Source organism: Mucilaginibacter sp. P2_A5, assembly GCF_056404995.1.
Window position 1 is genome coordinate 1 of sequence record NZ_JBFUCY010000023.1, and the last position, 19241, is coordinate 19241.

17 protein-coding genes are annotated in these 19241 nt (G+C 41.9%); 5 read left to right on the plus strand and 12 right to left on the minus strand.

Annotated features, from left to right (window positions below; all coding sequences use genetic code 11):
- Positions 1–368 precede the first annotated feature (368 nt).
- The 5 genes from AC1DXF_RS19765 to AC1DXF_RS19785 all read right to left on the minus strand — a co-directional run bounded on the left by AC1DXF_RS19765 (position 369) and on the right by AC1DXF_RS19785 (position 6779).
- Complete coding sequence (locus tag AC1DXF_RS19765) at positions 369–1565, minus strand: head maturation protease, ClpP-related (RefSeq protein ID WP_477450424.1); 1197 nt, start codon at positions 1563–1565, stop codon at positions 369–371.
- A 715-nt stretch (positions 1566–2280) separates the two neighbouring features.
- A complete protein-coding gene (locus AC1DXF_RS19770; protein WP_477450425.1) occupies positions 2281–2511 on the minus strand; it encodes a hypothetical protein in 231 nt (76 codons plus the stop codon).
- Positions 2512–2679: 168 nt separating this feature from the next.
- Entirely contained in the window at positions 2680–5118 is a 2439-nt protein-coding gene (locus AC1DXF_RS19775) for a hypothetical protein (RefSeq protein WP_477450426.1), read from the minus strand.
- Between the two features lie 58 nt (positions 5119–5176).
- Entirely contained in the window at positions 5177–5803 is a 627-nt protein-coding gene (locus tag AC1DXF_RS19780) for a hypothetical protein (RefSeq protein WP_477450427.1), read from the minus strand.
- Between the two features lie 388 nt (positions 5804–6191).
- On the minus strand, positions 6192–6779 hold the full coding sequence (locus AC1DXF_RS19785) for a hypothetical protein (protein WP_477450428.1): 588 nt from the start codon (positions 6777–6779) through the stop codon (positions 6192–6194).
- A 73-nt stretch (positions 6780–6852) separates the two neighbouring features.
- Here AC1DXF_RS19785 and AC1DXF_RS19790 point away from each other — a divergent pair, with 73 nt between their 5' ends.
- Positions 6853–7032: a hypothetical protein gene (locus AC1DXF_RS19790; RefSeq protein WP_477450429.1), complete on the plus strand. Its 180-nt coding sequence runs from the start codon at positions 6853–6855 to the stop codon at positions 7030–7032.
- A gap of 247 nt (positions 7033–7279) precedes the next feature.
- On the opposite strand, the gene AC1DXF_RS19795 is transcribed toward AC1DXF_RS19790, so the two are convergent.
- From AC1DXF_RS19795 to AC1DXF_RS19825, 7 genes are all read right to left on the minus strand, one after another.
- A complete protein-coding gene (locus AC1DXF_RS19795; RefSeq protein WP_477450430.1) occupies positions 7280–9358 on the minus strand; it encodes a hypothetical protein in 2079 nt (692 codons plus the stop codon).
- 290 nt (positions 9359–9648) lie between these two features.
- Positions 9649–11721 (minus strand): hypothetical protein, encoded by a 2073-nt coding sequence (locus AC1DXF_RS19800; RefSeq protein ID WP_477450431.1) that lies wholly within the window; start codon positions 11719–11721, stop codon positions 9649–9651.
- Between the two features lie 248 nt (positions 11722–11969).
- Positions 11970–12410 carry a hypothetical protein gene (locus AC1DXF_RS19805; RefSeq protein WP_477450432.1) on the minus strand — a complete coding sequence of 147 codons (441 nt, stop codon included), beginning with the start codon at positions 12408–12410 and terminating at the stop codon, positions 11970–11972.
- 234 nt (positions 12411–12644) lie between these two features.
- The gene (locus AC1DXF_RS19810; protein WP_477450433.1) at positions 12645–12842 is read right to left on the minus strand and encodes a hypothetical protein; all 198 of its coding nucleotides are present in this window, start codon (positions 12840–12842) and stop codon (positions 12645–12647) included.
- Positions 12785–13492, minus strand: a complete 708-nt coding sequence (locus AC1DXF_RS19815; protein WP_477450434.1) for a hypothetical protein — start codon at positions 13490–13492, stop codon at positions 12785–12787. Before AC1DXF_RS19815 ends, AC1DXF_RS19810 begins: the two co-directional genes overlap by 58 nt.
- A 108-nt stretch (positions 13493–13600) precedes the next feature.
- Positions 13601–14854, minus strand: a complete 1254-nt coding sequence (locus AC1DXF_RS19820) for a PBSX family phage terminase large subunit (RefSeq protein WP_477450435.1) — start codon at positions 14852–14854, stop codon at positions 13601–13603.
- Positions 14855–15048: 194 nt separating this feature from the next.
- A complete protein-coding gene (locus AC1DXF_RS19825) occupies positions 15049–15501 on the minus strand; it encodes a hypothetical protein (protein ID WP_477450436.1) in 453 nt (150 codons plus the stop codon).
- Between the two features lie 329 nt (positions 15502–15830).
- Between AC1DXF_RS19825 and AC1DXF_RS19830 the strand changes: the two genes are divergently transcribed.
- The 4 genes from AC1DXF_RS19830 (at position 15831) to AC1DXF_RS19845 (ending at position 19115) form a co-directional block, all read left to right on the plus strand.
- A complete protein-coding gene (locus AC1DXF_RS19830; protein ID WP_477450437.1) occupies positions 15831–16334 on the plus strand; it encodes an antitoxin Xre/MbcA/ParS toxin-binding domain-containing protein in 504 nt (167 codons plus the stop codon).
- A gap of 145 nt (positions 16335–16479) precedes the next feature.
- Complete coding sequence (locus AC1DXF_RS19835; RefSeq protein ID WP_477450438.1) at positions 16480–16944, plus strand: RES family NAD+ phosphorylase; 465 nt, start codon at positions 16480–16482, stop codon at positions 16942–16944.
- A gap of 90 nt (positions 16945–17034) precedes the next feature.
- Entirely contained in the window at positions 17035–18288 is a 1254-nt protein-coding gene (locus tag AC1DXF_RS19840) for a BamA/TamA family outer membrane protein (protein WP_477450439.1), read from the plus strand.
- A 236-nt stretch (positions 18289–18524) separates the two neighbouring features.
- The gene (locus tag AC1DXF_RS19845; RefSeq protein WP_477450440.1) at positions 18525–19115 is read left to right on the plus strand and encodes a hypothetical protein; all 591 of its coding nucleotides are present in this window, start codon (positions 18525–18527) and stop codon (positions 19113–19115) included.
- Positions 19116–19241 lie beyond the last annotated feature (126 nt).

Consider the following 19241-nt stretch of genomic DNA (forward strand, 5'->3'; position numbering starts at 1 on the left):
ATCATTATTGGTGTATCTTTGATATAAGTATTGAAGTTCTTCGTTATGTAACTTGCAGATATGTAAATAGATAGCGATTAGTCTAAGTGCTTTAGCCTTGGGAATCATTCTTAAAGTTTGATGTGGAAATCTTCTTTAAGATACTGATTTTCAAGGCTTTAAACAAATAAAATCACAAATAAAAAGCTCATAATCAGGTGTTTAATCCATAAAGTTTCTATAGCTTTTTAACCCTTGATTCGCATTAGTAAGTATCAAGTATCAAGATTTTTGACTTTTGGATTTTCGGACAAAAGACTTTCGGATTTAAAAACCTCGTGCAGCGGTCTTGATACTTGATACTCGCGACTTGATACTACACATTGATACTATTTAGAAACTGCCCTTTTCACGGCATTCTTAGCCAGTTCGCTTTGCGGGGCGAAGAAGGGAGTGGTTTCGGGTTTTGCTTTGTTGCTGCGTTTGGAGCCTTCGGGGCTGTAGGTTGATTTTATTTCGTTTTTCACCTCGATGCGGGTTTTTTGCAGGCGGTTACTTGCCTCTTCAAGGGTTGTGCGGGCTTCGGTTAACAGCGCGTTTTGGGCATGTAACCTGGCTTTTAGTTGCTGCAGGCGGTTTTGAATTTCGGTCGCTTTTTTTGCCGGGTTTAATTTGCTTGTTGGTACATCATCGTCCTCATCTTCGGCCTCAGGGGCGGCTTCCGGCGCGGGCGCTACTTTTTGCACCTGGCCTTCTTTAACCTCAATCTTTTTGCCTTCGGCGCTGGTGTAGGTGTCGGTAGGGGCGGGGCTGCTCATGTCGTCGTCGTTGTACACTTCGGTGCCTTCGCCCAACTCACCGGCGTGGTGCAGGGTACCTTTGTCGGTAATGGTTTGCTTGTTTACCACTTTTCTGAAGAAGTTCATAATCTTATCCAAAACCGACGTGGTTTTTTCGATAAGTTCTTTGTTTTCGATGTTCATGTTGTTTTTATTGTTTAAGATTTTGTTAATGCATCGCTGATAAACCGCGGGGGCCGTGGTAGTGTATTTTTTGATGAGTGCGCTGTTGGTAATTTCGGGGCTGTAATCCTCCACCTGGTCAATAAAGCCCATGTCAAGGGCCTGGTCGGCAGTCATCCAGGTGACGGAGTTTATTAAACTGTTTACTGTTACTCCGTCCAACCCGGACTTGTCCATGTAGATTTGCGCCAGGCGCGATTGTACTACATTCAACATCTGCACATCTTTTAAAAGCTCATCGGCATTGCCGCCGCTGCCTACCATGGGTTTGTGAATCATGAGCAGGGCATATTTGCTCATAATAATGGTTTTGCCGCCCATAGCCACTATAGAGGCAGCCGAGGCAGCCAGGGCATCAATGTAGGTAGTTACATTGCCCGGATATTTTTTAAGCAGATCATATATGGCTATGGCATCAAACGCGCTGCCGCCTACCGAGCTGATGTGCACTTCCAGGTCCTGCCCGGCGGCTTCCTGCAGCTGCGTTTGTATGTATGCCGATGATAAACTGCCCGAACCAATGCAATCGGTTTCGGTATCGTATAAGTAGATTTTGTAGCTCATCTTTTTTAGATTTGAGATGTTAGATATGAGATTTGAGATTTTTTTCTGAATCAGAATTTTTCACCTTTTGTTTGTTTTTAAGGGGCGTTCAAGAAGGCTACGCCGTTTTCAGGATTTTAGAATTTTCAGAATGAAATCCTGTTGATGTTTTTAATGCCGATTGGCATAATTCAAAGGTCGTAATTAGTTTTTGTTTTGGTGGTGACAGTAGTTTGTCAGTGGTTTTGTCTGAACCGGAATTAAACGAATTGGTTGAATTTTAAAAATTCTGTTAATTCCTTAATTCGATGAACGGCGTAGCCCTCTTGAACGCCATTAAAAACAAACAAAGGGTGAAAAATCCCGGTTCAGATGAGTGAACTATACAAATATCGGTACAATGTTTCAATGCAATGGTGACACTACTTTGTCAGTAAGCTGATTTTTTTGTCTGAACCTGAATTAAACGAATTAGTTGAATTTTTCGAATTTTAGAAATTCTGATAATTCCTTAATTCGACAAATTCCGGTTCAGACAACCGATCTATACAAATATCGGTACAAGGGTTTAGTTTGATGGTGACACTACTTTGTCAGTAGGCCTATTTTTTTGTCTGAACTCGAATTAAACAAATTAGTTGAATTTTTCGAATTTTTAAAATTCTGTTAATTCCTTAATCCGATAAATTCCGGTTCAGATACTCCCCGCACCCGGCAACCCGCTCCCCGCAACTGATCATTCTGTAAAACAATTCAACGCCCGCCATATGGTACGCTCATCCTTGCCAAATTTTACCTCGGCTTCCAGCACCGCCTGGTTTTTGGTGATATTGCGGATCTGCATCTGGGCGTGGATCCAAAGGTAAATTTCACGGTAAGTGAAAATTTTGGCAGTGATAAACCCGGCCTTGTACATAGCTGAAAATACGCCATCGTCGAATAGTGTGTTTGCGAGTTTGATGTTCATGAGCCCCTCCCGTCCCCTAAAGGGGATGCTTTTAGTTGTAGATAAATTGAATAATAAGATTTTGTAACTCCCCCTTCAGGGGGTTGGGGGTATCCCCTTCCGTCCCCTAAAGGGGATACTTTTTGATTATGTTTATTGCTCCCCCTTCAGGGGGGTGGGGGGCTTCGCCTATAAGTTCACCCTATCCACCGTTTGCGCCAGTATATTTTGCTGGTTGTTAACGTCCTTCACATCAACGTAGATCGGGGGGAAGTTGTTTATCATCTGGTAGGCTACCGTGTTGGCCAGTTCTTTTACATCATTTACCGGTTGGTTATAGTAGCGGTTGGCGTTGCCACCATCGGTAAATATGCCGCCTATAGCGTAGCCATTGCCGGTATTGGGTGCCGAAAAATCACGGCCGCCGTGGGCTACGTTTATGGCGCTTACCAGGTTGCGGGCCCAGGGGTTGCGCATAGCTTCGGATACCACAACCGCCTCACCCGAACGCAGGTAGGCATTGGTATTATCGGTACGGCTATAGCCGGGTAATAATGCGCCCCGGCCATCAGATATAAACTGGCCACCCCTTGCAAATTTTGGCGGCTTTTGCGATGCTATGGTGGCTATTTGCATTGCTGTCATGGCTATATCTGCTGCTATAAACGGAATGGCAGCTGGCAGGGCCATGGTCGACAATGTTTTTGTTACAGCGATGGCGCCGTTAATAACCGCCTGGGCTATTTGCATTTTTTGCTCGGCTTTAAAAGCTTTTACTTTTTCGTCGTTTTCCTTTTTTTTGTATTTGGCCTCGATGGCTGCTTTCTGACTTTTGGTGAGGTTAGTGTTGCTTAGTTCTTTAGCCTTATCGCTTTCCAACCCTTTTATTTTAGCCTCGCTGGATGATTTAATGCTGTTGCTGATAAGGGAAAAAGCGGCGCTGGATATTTGCTGGGCGGCTTGTATAGCAAGAGCCTTACGCTGCTCCTCTGATTTTTTGGTAGCCTCGGTAATTTTTTCCTGGTATTCGATCCTCAGTTGGGCGGTGTCCTGACCGGCCTCAGCAGCTTTCTGAATCTCGAAATTATATTTATCGGTTATCAGCTTCTTTTCGGCTTCCAGCTTGTTCCAGGGGAGAATGGCTTTGTCAACATCATGTTGATCTTTGGTTAATAGCTCTTTTTGCTGTTGGGCTTCTACTAATTCTTTTTGCTGTTTCTGAACTTTTTCCAGGTCTTCGGCATTCATCCGTTTTATTATCTCGCCAATGCCAACGTGATATTTTTCTTCCAGTTGAGTACTTTCCTGCTCGTATTGTTCCTGGCTGATGAGCTTGTTATCGTACAGGCGCTTTAAAGTACTCTGTTCTTCAGTATAGCCGTTGTGCTGTAGCTCTGCCTTTTTAGCCAGGCCATTAGCAGTGGCTTGCATTTGTTTGATGAGGGAATCCTGGTAGGCTTTTTCCCGTGCTTCTAATTGCTCTTTCGTAGGATCTTTTTTATTTGTCTTTTTTTTATCTGTTGCCTTTATTTCAATTACAGCGTAGCTACTTAACATTTTGTTGATAACTCTAATCCGGTTTATGATGGGTTTCGATTTTGATTCAAAATCTTTAGTGCCAGCTTCTAACTTATTTAAAGCCAGTTGTTGGTTCACTAACGCTGTTTCCCAATAACTTTTGTCATGTGGTTGGTTAAGATTTGATTTTGGGCCATATTTTATAAGGGAATTTGCCAGGCTATCGTCAAGGTCTTTTATTTTCTTTAATAAAGCCTTGTCTTGGTCGGCAATCGTTGCAAAAGTTGCGTAAGATTCCTTTTTGAATTCGGTGGTTCCCTCTCGTGCAGGTGTGTAAACATCGTTGATCGTATATCCACCTACTTTATAAGGTGTATCCTTTTTTTTACCCGTCCGATACGCTTCTTTTTCAGCTTTTGCCGCGTCATATTCAGGCTTTAAAGACAGCCTCTGTTTTACATATTCTGCTCTCTTTTCCTGAACCGCCTCCTCCATAGCCTTACGATTGAGCGCTTTTGTGTATTCATCAATCATTTGTTTGCCTTCTTTAGTTTTAAGATTTTCGAGGGTAAGGTTTTTTAAATATTCTGGCGACAAACTGTTTAATCGTTTTATTGCTTCGATTTGAGTTTCGTGTGCAATATTTTTATTGTTGACAATACCTATCAATATCCCCAATTGCGAAACTTCACCTGAAACGTTTTCGATATAAGATTCCATCACTTCCTTATAGTCTTTTAAAGCCTGCGCTGCTGCCTTCGTTTTATCAGATTGGAACATGTCGCCTAAGAAATCCAATATTTGAGGACCATACGTAGTAATAATAGTAAAGGCAGCAGATAGAATCCCTTGCCAGCCTTTAAAAGCATCTGTAGCGATGTCGATAATGTCATTAAAACTCTTAAATGTATCTACCAGATCTTTTACCGTAGCTTTAATTTTAGTGCCCCAGTTAACGGATTCTTTATTTTGTGTGTTGTATTTTAAAACCTCCTTATTAAGGTTATTTATAGCGCTGCTTAAATTATCGAAGGCAGCTTTATATTCTGGAATTTGCCTAAGGCTGTCGGCGTTGATATTTATATCAACGTTAATTTTTTGATCTGACATTGTTTTATGTTTTAAATGCTATTTGGCATAATTCAACTCAATAAAAAGCTTTGGCTTTTTATTGAGTTGAAAATGTTTTAAGTTCCTGTGCCGACACCAACGGAGGATATATATACACATTATTGTCGGCCAGGCTATAAGTTTGTGGTAATTGTATTGGGCGTTTATATTCTGCTTCTTCGGTGTGGAAAACTTTGCTGTTAGGTCTAATAATATACATCATAGTTAAAAAAGTTTTGCCATCGGGGCTTTTAACATTTACAAGGCTGGCTTTAACAAATGTACCTATGAACGCAGACTTTTGTTTCACTATATCATGCTTATTAAAAGTAATATTGAACGGTTTTGCAAACGGCTTTAAAGTTGTATCTACACCTTTCCGAAGCCCTTCCTTGATGAATTCGTTAACGTTCATGGTGTCGATGTCAGTTTGTTTTGACGGACGGATTAACCGGAAAGCAGTTAAAGCATCTGCCTGAACGTTATATGCCGATAGTGATAAATACATTTTGTCTCCCTCACTAAAATGATCGGCCGTAAAAATATAATAAAGTCCTAAGTTCACTAAATTCCAATTAAGGGTAACCAGGCATGATAGCAATAAAACGACCCCGCCTCCAATGATCCAGCCTCTGCGTTGGCGAGGTTTCTTTTTCGTTAGTACTGATTCTTTATCGGTATTCATGTGGATATAAGTTTTCGGTTTTGTTGCTGAATATAAATGGTTGAAATGTATTCTACACTTTTGTTTAAAAGTGATACTTGATTTTTTTGTCTCGGTTAATTGATGTTTTGCTAATTTTATTGGTAAAAGTAATAAACAGAATTATCAATTGCAAATTTACTTTATTGGTTATAAAATAAAAAACAAAGCAGAACTGGCACGGTGAAAACACCGACCAGAAGGTGAATAATTACTCGGTAATTATGTTTATAATGCTATTTTGCATAATTGGATTTGAAAAAACGGCCACAATGGACCGCTCACTTTTATTTACTTTTTACTATGCATTTGGCATATTTAAAAATGCGATATTGCTTACTGTTTAATTAAAAGGAGGATAAAGTATAAATTAAAAGTTTGAAAGCTCTTTATTGGAGATTTGAAAGGGATCTACATAAACTACACTATCTTTAAGGGTGAAATTATCAGGAATATAAACGTTTGCAATTTTGTTATTGAAAATTTTTTCATTTGGTTTTATTGCACAAAGTATAACAGAAACATTATACTTATTACTAACGTCTTTTACATATACTATACTGTATTTGATAAACGTACCAATGCACCCTGATTTTTGTTGTTTCATTTTAGCTATATCGAAATTTATGCCTGTAATGCAGGCATAAGGAATTGATGTACGGTCTGCTACAGGTTTAACATTAAAATGCTTATAGGAATTAGTGCTCATTGTATCTATTTCTTCTTTTGTTAATGGACGAATTACCTGCATTCCCATCAAAACACCAACCTTCTTATCATCAAAATAACTTTGCGCAACATATACTTTATCGTCCGTATTATAGTGATCGTATTTAGATGTATAGTAATAAGCCATATATAAATAGTGCTTACTTAAATATCCAGTTATTGCGATAGCACAAATACAGATTGCTATAATCCAGTATTTTTTTTGGGGTCTTTTGGTAGTCTGTTGCATTATAGTTGTTTGCTAATTTTATTGGTAAATATAATTGGTTGAACTATTTATAGCAAATTAAATTTATAAGTTATTGAAAATAAAGCGGAACTGGTACGGTGAAAACACCGACCAGCGGCTGAATCGCATAAAAGCAATTTGTTTCAGATACCTGGCCGAATACTTTACTATTGAATTTGAATTCTCGGTCAGCCTGAAAACATCAACCAGTAGTATAATGCAAAACGACATACTGATACAGCTCAATTATTAAAAAAAAACTATTTTAACATTTTCACTAACACTTACCCTAATTATCATGATAATATTAAAGTCATCGGTATTTTCCAGCGCCGATAAACTCACTCAATTTATAAATGAGAATAACATCAAAAAAGAAGATATTTTATCTATTACTAATATTTTTACAAACGTTAGTAGTGATCAGTATACGCTCTTTTTCTATTCAGATTCAGCAACTGAAATGATAACTCATGGGTGGTTCTCTTAAACGTAAAGCATTAGCCCAGCTTCACCAGTTCCACCTTGGTAGGTTGTCCCTTACGCCAGCTGTCAATTTTATTAATGTAGTAATAGCAGCTATCCTGCTCCAGGTAAACGGGTATCAGCAGATCGAGCTCGAGGATATCGCGTGGGGTGAGTAAAAAATAACGCACTACTTTTTTGCTTTGCTGTAGTATTTTTTCAAGTTCGGGATAATATAGGGTTTTTAAACCCGGCAGCATTTTGCCCTGGCCGTTGCCGGGCATATCGGTAAAGCATAGGTTGTGTTCGCCGTCGGGCTTGTAAAAATAAGGGGCCGATATAAAGTCGTTCACAAACATATCGTTGGCTGCATCACCATCGGTAAATTTGATGGTTTTGCCTGCCAGCGGCAGTTTATTATCTATCAATATCCGTGGCGTGACGCCGATGCTGAAACTGTTATCGTCGGATGTATCGTCAATCATTTTTATCTGGGCAACGGTGCCGCCAATATAAGGCCGGTTAAGGGTGGGGGCAAACTGGCTTTCAAACAAATCGGCAGTGGCGGGCAGGGTTTTATCGGCTACTTTTATTTGCGCATCGGCAAAGCTTTTGGGCAGCACATTGTCGTCGGTTTTGTATTTCATGTTGTTTACCTGCGCGTAGCCACCCAGCTGAAAGCTTACGGTTTTACCCTGGTCAAGGCATTTGCTGGTCCAGTTTTTAGCCACCGGCATATTGCCCACAATATCTTTAAACGATGCAAAGTTGATGGTACGCGTGGTATTATCGGTTTGGCAAATAATGCCGAAACGCTGTAAAACATCTTTCAGCAAATCTTTCTGACTGATATCCGGGAAGATCCTTTCGCATTGTATTTCCTGGCCATATAATACCGTTTCATTTTGCGCGGTAATGGCAAACGTTGCCCCGGCGTAAATGGTGAAATTGTACGGGGCATCACCATGAAAATCATATTCAACCAATAACTGTTGGCCAACCCCCATTTCAATATCTGTAGCTTTTATCGCGGTGTTTAAATAGGTTTTGTGGGCCTGTATTGATCCGCCGCTGCCGCTATCTCTCGGGGCATCGTAACCATCGTTAAAATTAAATGTAGTGGTTGCTAAATATTGCCTCGGCAAGCCTGGGGTATCCAAAACAATGCTGATATCTACGCTGCTTTTATGATCGCCCGAGGCCCGGCCATAAAAATAGAATGTGGGGATAGTGAGCGCAGCGTCAACGGTGATGATTTCCTTTGCTGTATACCTGTTGTTGGCATAATGGCTGTTAGGGTCGGATTGGATATTGCTAAAACCGATTTCGCCGCCAGGCTGTAAACCTGAATTTTTCGCCCGCGATATACTAATGTTTAAGCCGTTATAAACAATACTGCCATTAGTGGCCGGTTGATTTTGATAATCGGCGCCATGTACAAAATTATCATTACTGAACTGGGCTATCAGCAGCGGGTAAACCGGGTTGCTCAATAATGATCCGGTGCCTTTATAGCCATTGGCCGCCAGCATCAAATCAATGGCCGTTTTAATAAAAAAGCCAGGCCTTAAATTTCGTACGTTAATCTCGTTATCGCCCGCAAAGTTGTAAACCAGGTTGCCATAATCAACAACAGGCCAAATCCAGCCGTCTGTTTTTACCTGCGATTTTGCCGCATTTTCCACAGTCCATTTGTGCTGATAGGTATCGAACGGTTTGTTAATGCCATACGGCGTTGTGCTATCGCCCATATCATACATTTTACCTTCAATGGCGTCAAAAAAATCAACATTGCCGCTTAGTACGGTTATGCTGGCTGTATTTTGTTCGATGGTGTTTAACTGGGCAATGCCGTAAGGCACAATCTCTAACCCATCCTGTATAATGCGGGCATCGTAGTAACTGTAGGGTAGGGCAGTAGTAAAGGCCACATCATCAGGGAAACCCAATATTTGCCGGTTGCGCTGGGTAAGCGGCAACTTAAACTGGTTGCTGGTATTGCCCTGCTGATTTTTTACCTCGGCCAGGTTATTAATCTGGAAGGTAAGCGCGATAGGGCTGTCGTCGCTCAGATCAACAGGTTGGTCGTTAATATATAATTGTAAATCGTTCATCTTGTTGGTTCATCTTGTTGGTTCATTGGTTCACTGGTTCATTAGTTCATTGGTGCAAAGTTCATTAGTAAACGCTGGCGTAACAGCCGTTAGTTTTGATTCATTAGCCCCGCCTAATCCAACCGGACAAGACCAATGAACTAATGAACCAGTGAACTAATGAACGCTCACTGCGTTCATTAGTTCACTAGCAAACGCAGGCGTAATAGCCGTTAGTTTTGATCCATTAGCCCCGCCTTATCCAACCAGACAAGACCAATGAACTAATGAACCAGTGAACTAATGAACCATCACTGCGTTTGTATATTGATAGACGGCATATTAAACGTGATGCTGAAAGGCGCCTGGCCGTTGCGGGTTTCGTACTCGCTGAAAGTGGCTGTGTTGATAACGATAGTTTGCCATTTTACCGGGTTTTTGTTTGTCAGCATTTGTACTTTGGGCGAGTACTTGATGGATTGCAGGCCTTTAATGTCGTTTACGGTCAGGTCTTCGGCCATTACTTTCATTTTTTGGCCGGCGGTTTTGCTGATTACTTCTTCAATACCCTGCTGGTTTTCCCAATCGTGCACGTAATTTTTGATGATGGTGGCGTTTTGCACATCGAGGCTAAGCTCCTGGTTAAAAACAAAACGGTAATAGTTCCATGAACCGCTCAGCCCTATCCAGCGGAGGTAAACCGATTGGTCGTCAACCGCGTCGTCTATCCTTATTGTTTGTGTTTGGGTAACGGTATGTGTGTCATGCTCATCGTCATACTTAAGGGTAAGGTTAAAGTAAAATGCCTCGCGCGGGAAGCTGTTATTAATCATTACCCGGTTTAAGCCTAACTGGCCAGGGATAGGAAAGCTTACCTGGTTTTGCCCGGCAATGAGGTATTTGCTGCCATCCTGGTTTAGGAGCCATGAGCCATCTTCGTTAAGCAGGCTGCTTACTTCGGTTCCGCCGGCCAGGGGCTGGCGGTTAATATTTAACAAGGTTAATTCGCAGTAGAGTTGCTGGCCAACCATTTCTTCGCTGTAAATAAAACCAATATCAAAGGGATAGCCAATGGAGTAGGCAGGTTCGGCAAAGTCGGTTATCCAGCGGGCCCGTTGGTTAACATCATTAACCTGGGCAAAGGGGACATATGCAGCCAGGTTACCAGCATAGCGTTCGCCTAATTGCTTTGCAGCGTAAACAACATAATATGGGTTTGTTAAGTTTACAAATGTTGATGTATGTCCGTTGGTTGTGCCATCGTCCCAATGCTGGGCATATTGTACCTGGTAGCTGGCGCTCAGGTTATCGTCGCGGAAATTGGTTTGGGTATAATCGCTGTTATCGGCGGGTAATAAAAGGCTTTGCAAAAAGTTGGATAGGTCGGCCTTTACCAGTCCCGTTCCATCGGGCCGGTTGTTTGAAGTGATGGTTTCCTGGCGTGCGGTTAGTTTATCTATGTAGGTAATTTGGGTAATTACCTTATAGTACGGCCGTAAATTATTAATGTTGATAAAACCTGTTGCATTGCCAACAAATGGGGTTTTTATAACCAGCTGATTATACGTATAAGGTTTTACTATTTCATAAACACCCTGGTAAAAGCCGGCGTTGATGTAAATTTTGTCGCCGGCGCTCACCAGGTAGTCGCCGGCAAGGTTGGTTAGGTTTGTGTTTAGCGTGATGCAGGCGTAGCCGGCTTCGTAATTGGCGGTAACGGCCGATACGCTAAAATCCTTACGCTGATAGGTGAACACCACCGGATTAAATGCCGCGTTCCAGCGGGAGATATTGCCGCCGATGGTTACTGATGGATCGCTGATCAGCAGATCGGATAGGGTAGGGATGTTTACCGAACCATAGGCCGTACAGCCCAGGCTGTTGCCATCTTTAACTTCGACTGCGAATATACCCCCGCTAAGGTTTGTAAACGTAGCCCCGGTTTGCCACGTGGTACCAGCATCAGTACTGTATAGGATAGGGCCATAGGTTGACGATGCATTAGCCGTTACCTGGGCATCAGCTGTCCCGGGTGCCGATTCGGGCTTATCTACATGGATAAAATTGATCTTCAGGTCGCAGGTATTAACCGGTGGCTCCGGATCAGGAACCGTACCAAGCTGCGGCGTGCTGAACGTGACAAAATATCCCGTTATTTTATCGGCAACAAGGCCCGAAAATATTTTGATGCTTTGCCCCGGTATGGCAACCGACCGTGTGGAAATATTGCCGTTAATATTCTGGGTAAAGGTTACAACAACGTTGTTGCCGTTTACAGGCTGGTTGGTTTCAGAATCGGTTAAAAAAATGTGCCCGTCGCCATAAACCTGGTCGTCGCTGGGGCTGGTGGTGTTGGTAATGGTGATGTTTGCTACTATAGCCATCTTTTTATTGTTTTGATTTTTAGTACGTTATGCAGTTTGGTTAACAAGAGGATCGTATTTACAACGAAAGCAAAAGGAGGCACCTACGGAGCCCGGATTTTGGGTTTTATTGTAAACACGCGACTCCTATGGAGTCAATGGCACACAGGCCGTTTTCCAACTCCGGCGGAGTTACGTGTTTATAGCGGAAAAATCTTGTTTTTTGGCTCCGTAGGTGCCTCCTTTTAAAAACGATTTCCCTGGACGGGTTAAAATGTATCATAGTACATGGTTGGGAGGGTGATAGTTAATCCAACACCTGTAGTATTTACATCAAACTTATTGTATACCGGCAAGCATTTTGCCTTGATGCCGGCCTTGATGCGGAAATACCGGCCTTCGCCTTCGCGGTACTTTGATGCTTTTACAATAAACTGGTTGGCCATTTGCAGCGCCTGCTGCACATAGGTTTCGTTATCGGCCGTAAACTGCCCGAAATCGGTTTTGAACAAAAATTCAAGATAGATTGTAAATGTGTTATCCACAGATCCGTTTACCTGCGGCGATACCTCGATGGGCTGCAGGGGGTACATAAACACACACGGAAAAGTTTTATCATCGGCAAGGGTGTTTAGCTCGTTTTGGGTACCGTAAGCAAATGTTGGGCTGCCGGTTAATGATTGTACGATGGTTTCTATTTGGTTGCGCATTTTTTAATTAGTGAATTATTGATTTAGTGAATTATTGATTTTAAAGCTGGAGAGTTGAAAACGTTGAACGTATAGTCATCCTGAACTTGTTTCAGGATCCTATAGGACGGTAGCCGACATACTTTCGATTTGCAGGTAGCAGACTTAGCATGTGGGGTGCCGAAACAAGTTCGGCATGACTCTTTTATTTTTAGGGTTTCGGGCACTCAAGGGTTTAAACTCAAAACTTAGAACTCAAGACTCCCGATTAATTTCCCCATACCTTTTCTGGTATTCTGCTTCGGTTTTGTTGAGCAGGAGTTTGGTGAGTACCCTTTCGTAGGGCATGTTCAGGATGATATCCCATTTGGTGATATCGCCATCGGCAAGGGCATTTATGGTGTTGATGTATTTAAATTTTTCGAACGATTGTATGCCCGCACGTTTTTCCAAAATTGTTGCAGGCGATGCCAGGAGCTTATTTTCGGTGTCGATAAGCCGGGAAAGCAATAAAAAAAATGTTTTGAGATGGGCAGTGCCTCCGTTACCCGCATGTTTTTTATATGGTTGCTAAATTCTTCGGCCTGGTATTCGTTGTAGGGTTTGCCTGTTGCCCGGCAGTAAAAATAGTGGGCCAGTACCTGGCAGCAGGCGTTTAATGATGGGTTGAAGTTTTCTTTCCAATCCTCTTCGCCAAATTGTTTAATGTGGGTGTTTACTTCTTCGGCAATAATCTCCCGCGCGGCCATAAAAGCACCGGCCGGTTCAACTGATAGGTTATCCAGTACTTTTACTGTTTTTGGCCGGTTTTTGCCGGGCAGCAGGAAACTTACTTGTTTAGGTATCACGTCGCTATTGTACAGGTATTTGATCTGGTATGCCAGTGCCAGTACACTATCAGCAAAAACGAGAAAATCGTTGGCATCTTTTACTTGTTGAAGCTGTTCAACGGCAATGCCCGATAAGATGCTGATGGCTTCAATATCATTTAAATTGGGTTTGGCCTGCATGGTCATCATTTGGCCGAGGGTGACATCGCTTAACTGCGTGGGAATTTTGATGTGCAGTTTGCCGGTGGTTGTTTTTAGTGTTTTTTCTATCATGGTTGAGGCCCCAGCCCCCTGAAGGGGGCGTTTTTGATTGGTTAATTTACAGGGATAGTGTTAGTTGTTAGCCCCCAGCCACCTTGAAAGGGAGGTTTTAGTGGGCAATTAAAAACGTGAGCCAATTAACTCATCGAACATGCTGCGGCCATTTGATTTAGCATTATATGGCAGCCTCGATTTTAGTTTGGTGTCGCGATTTATCGTCAGTTTATTTAAAGCCACGTACCTTAGCGCATCTATCAAGTGGTTGTAGGAATCTACAGCTTCGTTGATGGTTTTGCCGCTGCGGTCGACACGCCATTTGTAGCGGTCGAGCTCTTTACGCAGGTTAACGCTGGCGCGGGTTATGTTCATTTTGTACCGTTTGAGTATATCAATAGAATTATTGATACTGTCGGCGCCTTTTTTTGCCCCGGTAATGTACCATCCCATGCGTTTAAATTCCTCTATCGATTTTGGCTCGGCGCTATCGGCAATAATTTCGGTTTTAAGGCTCAGGCCTTCGGCTTTCAGCCTGGTGGCTATATCGGTATTGGTAAGCCCGGTTTGGTATATCAATTCGTGTATCCATAGTTCGCCGTTTTGCAGGTAAACCTGCAGGCAGGCGGTTGGGTCGTTGGTAAAACCAAAATCCAGGCCGGTGGCAATTAGCCTGGCTTCGGGGGGTATCTGTTCACAGATATACCAGTTAGGGAATATGAGACCCGATATTTTACCGGTAAGGCCCCGGGCGTAAACTTTCCATAATTCGATATCGTCTGTTTTTAGCGATTCTATTTTGGCCCTTACGCCATCGTCCAAAAAGGGGTTATGCCTGTGATCGGATATAATGGTTTGCACTCCCGGCCTGCCTATTACCTGCTCATGAACCCAAAAGGTGCTGTTGGGGTTATAATCTATGTAAATGCGCTTACGGGTTCGCAAGGCCAGTTCGGCATAAACCGCGTAGCTTATGCCATTGGCTTCGTTTATAAACAGGTAATCGCGCTTGCCCGATTTGGCGTCCTGCGGATCGGCATAGCTTTTAAATTCGATTAAAGTACCGTTATGAAACTCAAATATCCGGTCGCTTTTATTATAGCTTTTTACCGCCGTTTGTAATACTGCCGAACTATTGTAAATACTTAAAGCATAGCGCAGTACGCCTGCTTTTAAATTTGGAATATCCTGGCCCACTATGGTTATAACCTGTTTGGGCGCCTGGCACGCTATACAAAACAGCACCTGCCCAATGGCGTAAGTCTTGCCCGAGCTTGTGCCACCCTGGTTTACCACAACATGTGCATCGGTATTGTAATTTTGCCCAAACAGGATGGATACTTCAAATTTGGGGTCGTTGGTTAATTGGTCATTGGTCATTCGCTTCGCTGTCATTGGTCATTCGCTTCGCTGTCATTAGTCATTCGCTTCGCTGTCATTGGTCATTTGCTTCGCTGTCATTGGTCATTCGCTGCGCTGTCATTAGTCATTTGCTTCGCTGTCATTAGGTCATTGGGGTTGAGGTATCCATTTTCAAATTCTCAAATCTTCAAATTCTCAAATTCTCAGGGTTCTCAAATTAAATCATCCACTTCCTTTTCGGTAGATGCGGGTTGGGGGCCGGTGCTGGTTATCTCGACTTTGAGGGTTTTGTGGCTTTCGGTTGATGTTTTGGTTGCTTCGGGTTTATCATTCCAGCCCATGCTTTTCAGTGCGAATATGGCTCCTGTGGGTTTTTCAAACAAAAGTTGTTCGTAAGCTGCCTCAATTCTAAACCGGGCATACCGGAGTGGCTTTCTGTGGCTTCGTTTTTTTTCATACTCTTCAAAATCAGCAATATTTTTGAAGTTTAGAAATAATGCCAGACCGCGAATTGTAGGTATCTCCGGTTCGCGGACCCAGCTTTTTTTCAATCCAGTTGTTTTTGCAGATGTATCCGGCGAGGGTTCACCTTTAACATACTCAAAATAATCATTCACCATCTGCATCCTCCGGGATGCACATGCGTATTTAAAAGAAGTTTTCATGTGTTATGTTTAAAATGCCGATTGGCATAAAGTAGAATCAAATGTAAGAATTATTTTTTAATTATGCTAATTTTTTTGGTAAAATAATTTACTTGATTGGTTCACTGGTTCATTAGTTCATTAGTTCATTGATCTTGTTTGTTGGTTCATTGGTTCACTGGTTCATTAGTTCATTGGTCTTGTCTGGTGGTGCATGCCGTCTAATACGGCCGGTTCATAGTGTTTTCCGGGTGATATCACCATTTTAATATATCGAAGCGATACTAATGAACTAATGAACCAGTGAACTAAATATTTTCTTTTTAAAAAGAAAATATTTACATTTGTGTATGAAATCAGAAAAAGGGCAGTATACCACAACAAGCGCTAAGCAGGCGCCTTCAAAGCCGTATGTAATACCTGAGCATGATGCATCGGCATTTATGTTACATGATTTGTTTGTGCCTTATGAAACTTATTTTAAATCGCCCCTGGCCAAGCTTGGTGCTATAAAACACGGTTTGCAATCTGGAGCCATTACCGATTTAATTCGTGTTACGGGGGCCACGCAAATTGATGTTGCCAAATGGCTTGATATCACCGAGCCAACCCTGCGTAAACACATCCAGGGCTCACGGGATTTAAACCAGGGCCTGAGCGAGCACATCATCCAGCTTTTTGAACTTTTTAATAAGGGCCTTGATACCTTTGGTACGCTTGATGAATTTAAAAGCTGGTTAAAACATTATAACCCCGGCATTGATGCTATCCCCTTTGATTTGCTTGATACCATCACCGGCATCAACATTGTGATAGCCCAGCTTGTCCGTATCGATTACGGGGTTTTAGCTTAATGTTGGTGAATGGTTGATTGGGTGAGTGGAGAATGGTTAGTAGCTGCAATCGCTCAATTTGTCAATCATTTCATGATATTTTAGCCGATTTTAAAATCGTCAATATAACTACTCACTTAATCAACTATTTACCACTCACCACGCAGTGCTCACCTACCGCATAAGCCAAACCAAATATGCCCATGACCGTAAAGGGTCTGGTATCGACGGGCGATGGAATTCGGCCGGGCAGTATGTTATTTACACGGGCGGTTCCCTGGCGCTTTCCTGTTTGGAAAAACTTGCCCATTCGGTGGGTACGTCGTTACAAAGCGGCAATTTTTCGGTGATCATTATTGACGTCCCTGATAAACTACCCATTACCGAAATAACAATCAGGCAACTTAACAAACTCAACGAGCAATGGGCTAAGGTGATCAATTATCCCCTTACCCAACAACTTGGAGATGAGTGGCTGCGTAAAATGGAAACCGCGATTTTAAAAGTGCCATCGGCAATTATTGACCTGGAATATAACTACCTGCTTAACCCGGCCCACCCTGATTTCGAAAAAATAAAAATTCGCAGCGTAAACAAATTTACCTTCGACCCGAGGTTAAAGGCGCAATAAAAAAACTGGTATTTAAATTGATATAAATAGGTAAGTGTTATAATTGTATTATACTTGCAATTTTACCAAACTTAAAAATGCCAAATAATAATGCCTGGCAAAAAAATAGTCACTTTTAGCTTTGCGCTCATTGTCCTGCTGTTCAGTTGCACGGTATCATACGCGCAGGATAAAAAGTATATACCGCTTGGCCATTCAAAGCTTAAGGACACCATTGTTGCCGCCCCCGTTGATACGGCTTATGAAAAAGATATATTTGATGTTATAAAAGCTGTTTTTGTTAAAGCAGATAAGCATGTAAAAGTTGATTCAATTACCACAAAGCCTGTTTTGTCGATTTTGCCGGCGGTTGGTTATACATTGCAAACCGGCCTGGCCGCTACTATTTCGGGCAATATAGCTTTTCGTACCAGCCCGGAAGCACGCATATCTACCATAACCATAAATCCTGCTTATACTCAAAAAAAGCAGGTAATCATTCCGCTGCAATCCTATATCTATACAAAAGATAATCAATTCGCTTTCATTGGCGATTTAAGGTTTTACAAATACCCTCAAAGCAGTTTTGGCCTGGGCTCCCAATCAGACATACGCAATGAGAACCCGCTTGTTTACTCTTTTTTTAGGTTTAACGAAACTGTATTAAGGCACATAGGGGGCAATTTTTTTGCAGGCCTTGGGTATATTTTTGATGATCGCTGGAACATGGCCGAAAAAGGGCAGTTAAATGGAGGTGTATCAGATTATGAAAAATACGGACCTGTATCCCGTGCCATATCAACAGGGGTAACCTTTAACGCCTTGTTTGATAGCCGCGATAACTCTATCAATCCATCGCGCGGTTTTTATACACTAATAAATTATCGTGATAATTTTACTTTCCTGGGGAGTACTACGTCATGGCGATCGTTAATTATTGATGTGCGGAAGTATTACCGGCTGCCTGCAAACTCTGATAATGTAATTGCCTTTTGGTCGTACAACTGGTTGGTGCTTAACGGCCGGCCGGCCTATCTTGATCTGCCGGCTACCGGGCACGATCCGGGTTTTACTACCGGGCGGGGTTATATACAGGGTAGGTTCAGGGGCGCGCAAATGGTATACTTTGAAAGCGAATACCGTTTTAAAATAAGCCGGAATGGTTTATTAGGCGGCGTACTGTTTGTAAACGGACAATCCTTTTCGGCGGCGCCGGGCACCAGGTTACAGGCGATACAACCCGCCTTTGGCCCGGGTTTGCGTATTAAGCTTAATAAAGTATCAAAAACAAATATCGCCATTGATTATGGCTTTGGCCGGGAAGGATCAAAGGGATTGTTCATTAACGTAGGTGAAGTTTTTTAGTTGAAAGATTAAGTCTGTTTGTTTTTTTTGACTTAAACCAAGCCTGAAGATATCAGTCAAATACCGGGATGAAATTCATTTTGCGGAAATGTATTTTTTAGAATTAGGTAACAATAATATCATAACACTGTTTATTTATCATAAGGGCGTTAAAAAACGTTAAATATTTACTAAATTGATTTGTATTGATAAATTTTTAGAGTTTTTATTGTTAGCTTTAACCATCAATATAGCCTATGAGTATCCGGTTTACTAAATGGTTTGTTTTATATGCTTTACTTATCTCGGTGGTGGTTTCATCATGTCAGAAAGATGAGAGTGTTAAGGATATGGAGACTACCAAACCGGCCACTGCAGCCGATAGTGCGGCCTTAGGTATTATTAATAGCCCCGGTAATTTTTTGGCCGCAAAAGGAACGTTAAAAGTAACCATCGAAGATTCTACCTACACTTTTGATGCAGGGACAGATTCGATAGCATTCATCAACGTACATAACGACGATAACAAATATTTTGGCATTACAGCCATTAACAAGGCGCATACCATGAGTTTTGGCATAAGCTCAGAAGGTTTTGCATCGGCCAATATCAATAGTAAAGTTGCCGGTAGCCAGTTTTTATTTACGGTTGATGAAAAAAAGCCGCTGCTGCAATATACACTTACCAAATTTGTCGGTAAGGATGATTCGGGCAAAATAACTATTGATCAATACAATAAGGATAATACGATAGCAAAAGGTACATTCTTTACTTTTTTGGCTAAAGACGATAAAGAAAACTCACCATTTTATCGCGTAGAGGGTAGTTTTGAACTACAACTTAAATAAATCAACATTCGTTTTCATAGCGGTTATTTGTTGTGCAGGTTAAAATGCCTGCGTAATTTAAAGGTAAAAAAGCCGTTGCAACCAAGCTATTTACAAAGGTAACAGGTAAAATGCCCCTTATTTTTT

What these genes read in the sequence shown, in the direction of transcription:
- AC1DXF_RS19765 (WP_477450424.1), bottom strand. Translation starts at nt 1,565, where the DNA reads ATGAGCTACAAAATCTACTTATACGATACCGAAACCGATTGCATTGGT.
- AC1DXF_RS19770 (WP_477450425.1), bottom strand. Translation starts at nt 2,511, where the DNA reads ATGAACATCAAACTCGCAAACACACTATTCGACGATGGCGTATTTTCA.
- AC1DXF_RS19775 (WP_477450426.1), bottom strand. Translation starts at nt 5,118, where the DNA reads ATGTCAGATCAAAAAATTAACGTTGATATAAATATCAACGCCGACAGC.
- AC1DXF_RS19780 (WP_477450427.1), bottom strand. Translation starts at nt 5,803, where the DNA reads ATGAATACCGATAAAGAATCAGTACTAACGAAAAAGAAACCTCGCCAA.
- AC1DXF_RS19785 (WP_477450428.1), bottom strand. Translation starts at nt 6,779, where the DNA reads ATGCAACAGACTACCAAAAGACCCCAAAAAAAATACTGGATTATAGCA.
- AC1DXF_RS19795 (WP_477450430.1), bottom strand. Translation starts at nt 9,358, where the DNA reads ATGAACGATTTACAATTATATATTAACGACCAACCTGTTGATCTGAGC.
- AC1DXF_RS19800 (WP_477450431.1), bottom strand. Translation starts at nt 11,721, where the DNA reads ATGGCTATAGTAGCAAACATCACCATTACCAACACCACCAGCCCCAGC.
- AC1DXF_RS19805 (WP_477450432.1), bottom strand. Translation starts at nt 12,410, where the DNA reads ATGCGCAACCAAATAGAAACCATCGTACAATCATTAACCGGCAGCCCA.
- AC1DXF_RS19815 (WP_477450434.1), bottom strand. Translation starts at nt 13,492, where the DNA reads ATGATAGAAAAAACACTAAAAACAACCACCGGCAAACTGCACATCAAA.
- AC1DXF_RS19820 (WP_477450435.1), bottom strand. Translation starts at nt 14,854, where the DNA reads ATGACCAATGACCAATTAACCAACGACCCCAAATTTGAAGTATCCATC.
- AC1DXF_RS19825 (WP_477450436.1), bottom strand. Translation starts at nt 15,501, where the DNA reads ATGAAAACTTCTTTTAAATACGCATGTGCATCCCGGAGGATGCAGATG.
- AC1DXF_RS19830 (WP_477450437.1), top strand. Translation starts at nt 15,831, where the DNA reads ATGAAATCAGAAAAAGGGCAGTATACCACAACAAGCGCTAAGCAGGCG.
- AC1DXF_RS19840 (WP_477450439.1), top strand. Translation starts at nt 17,035, where the DNA reads ATGCCTGGCAAAAAAATAGTCACTTTTAGCTTTGCGCTCATTGTCCTG.
- AC1DXF_RS19845 (WP_477450440.1), top strand. Translation starts at nt 18,525, where the DNA reads ATGAGTATCCGGTTTACTAAATGGTTTGTTTTATATGCTTTACTTATC.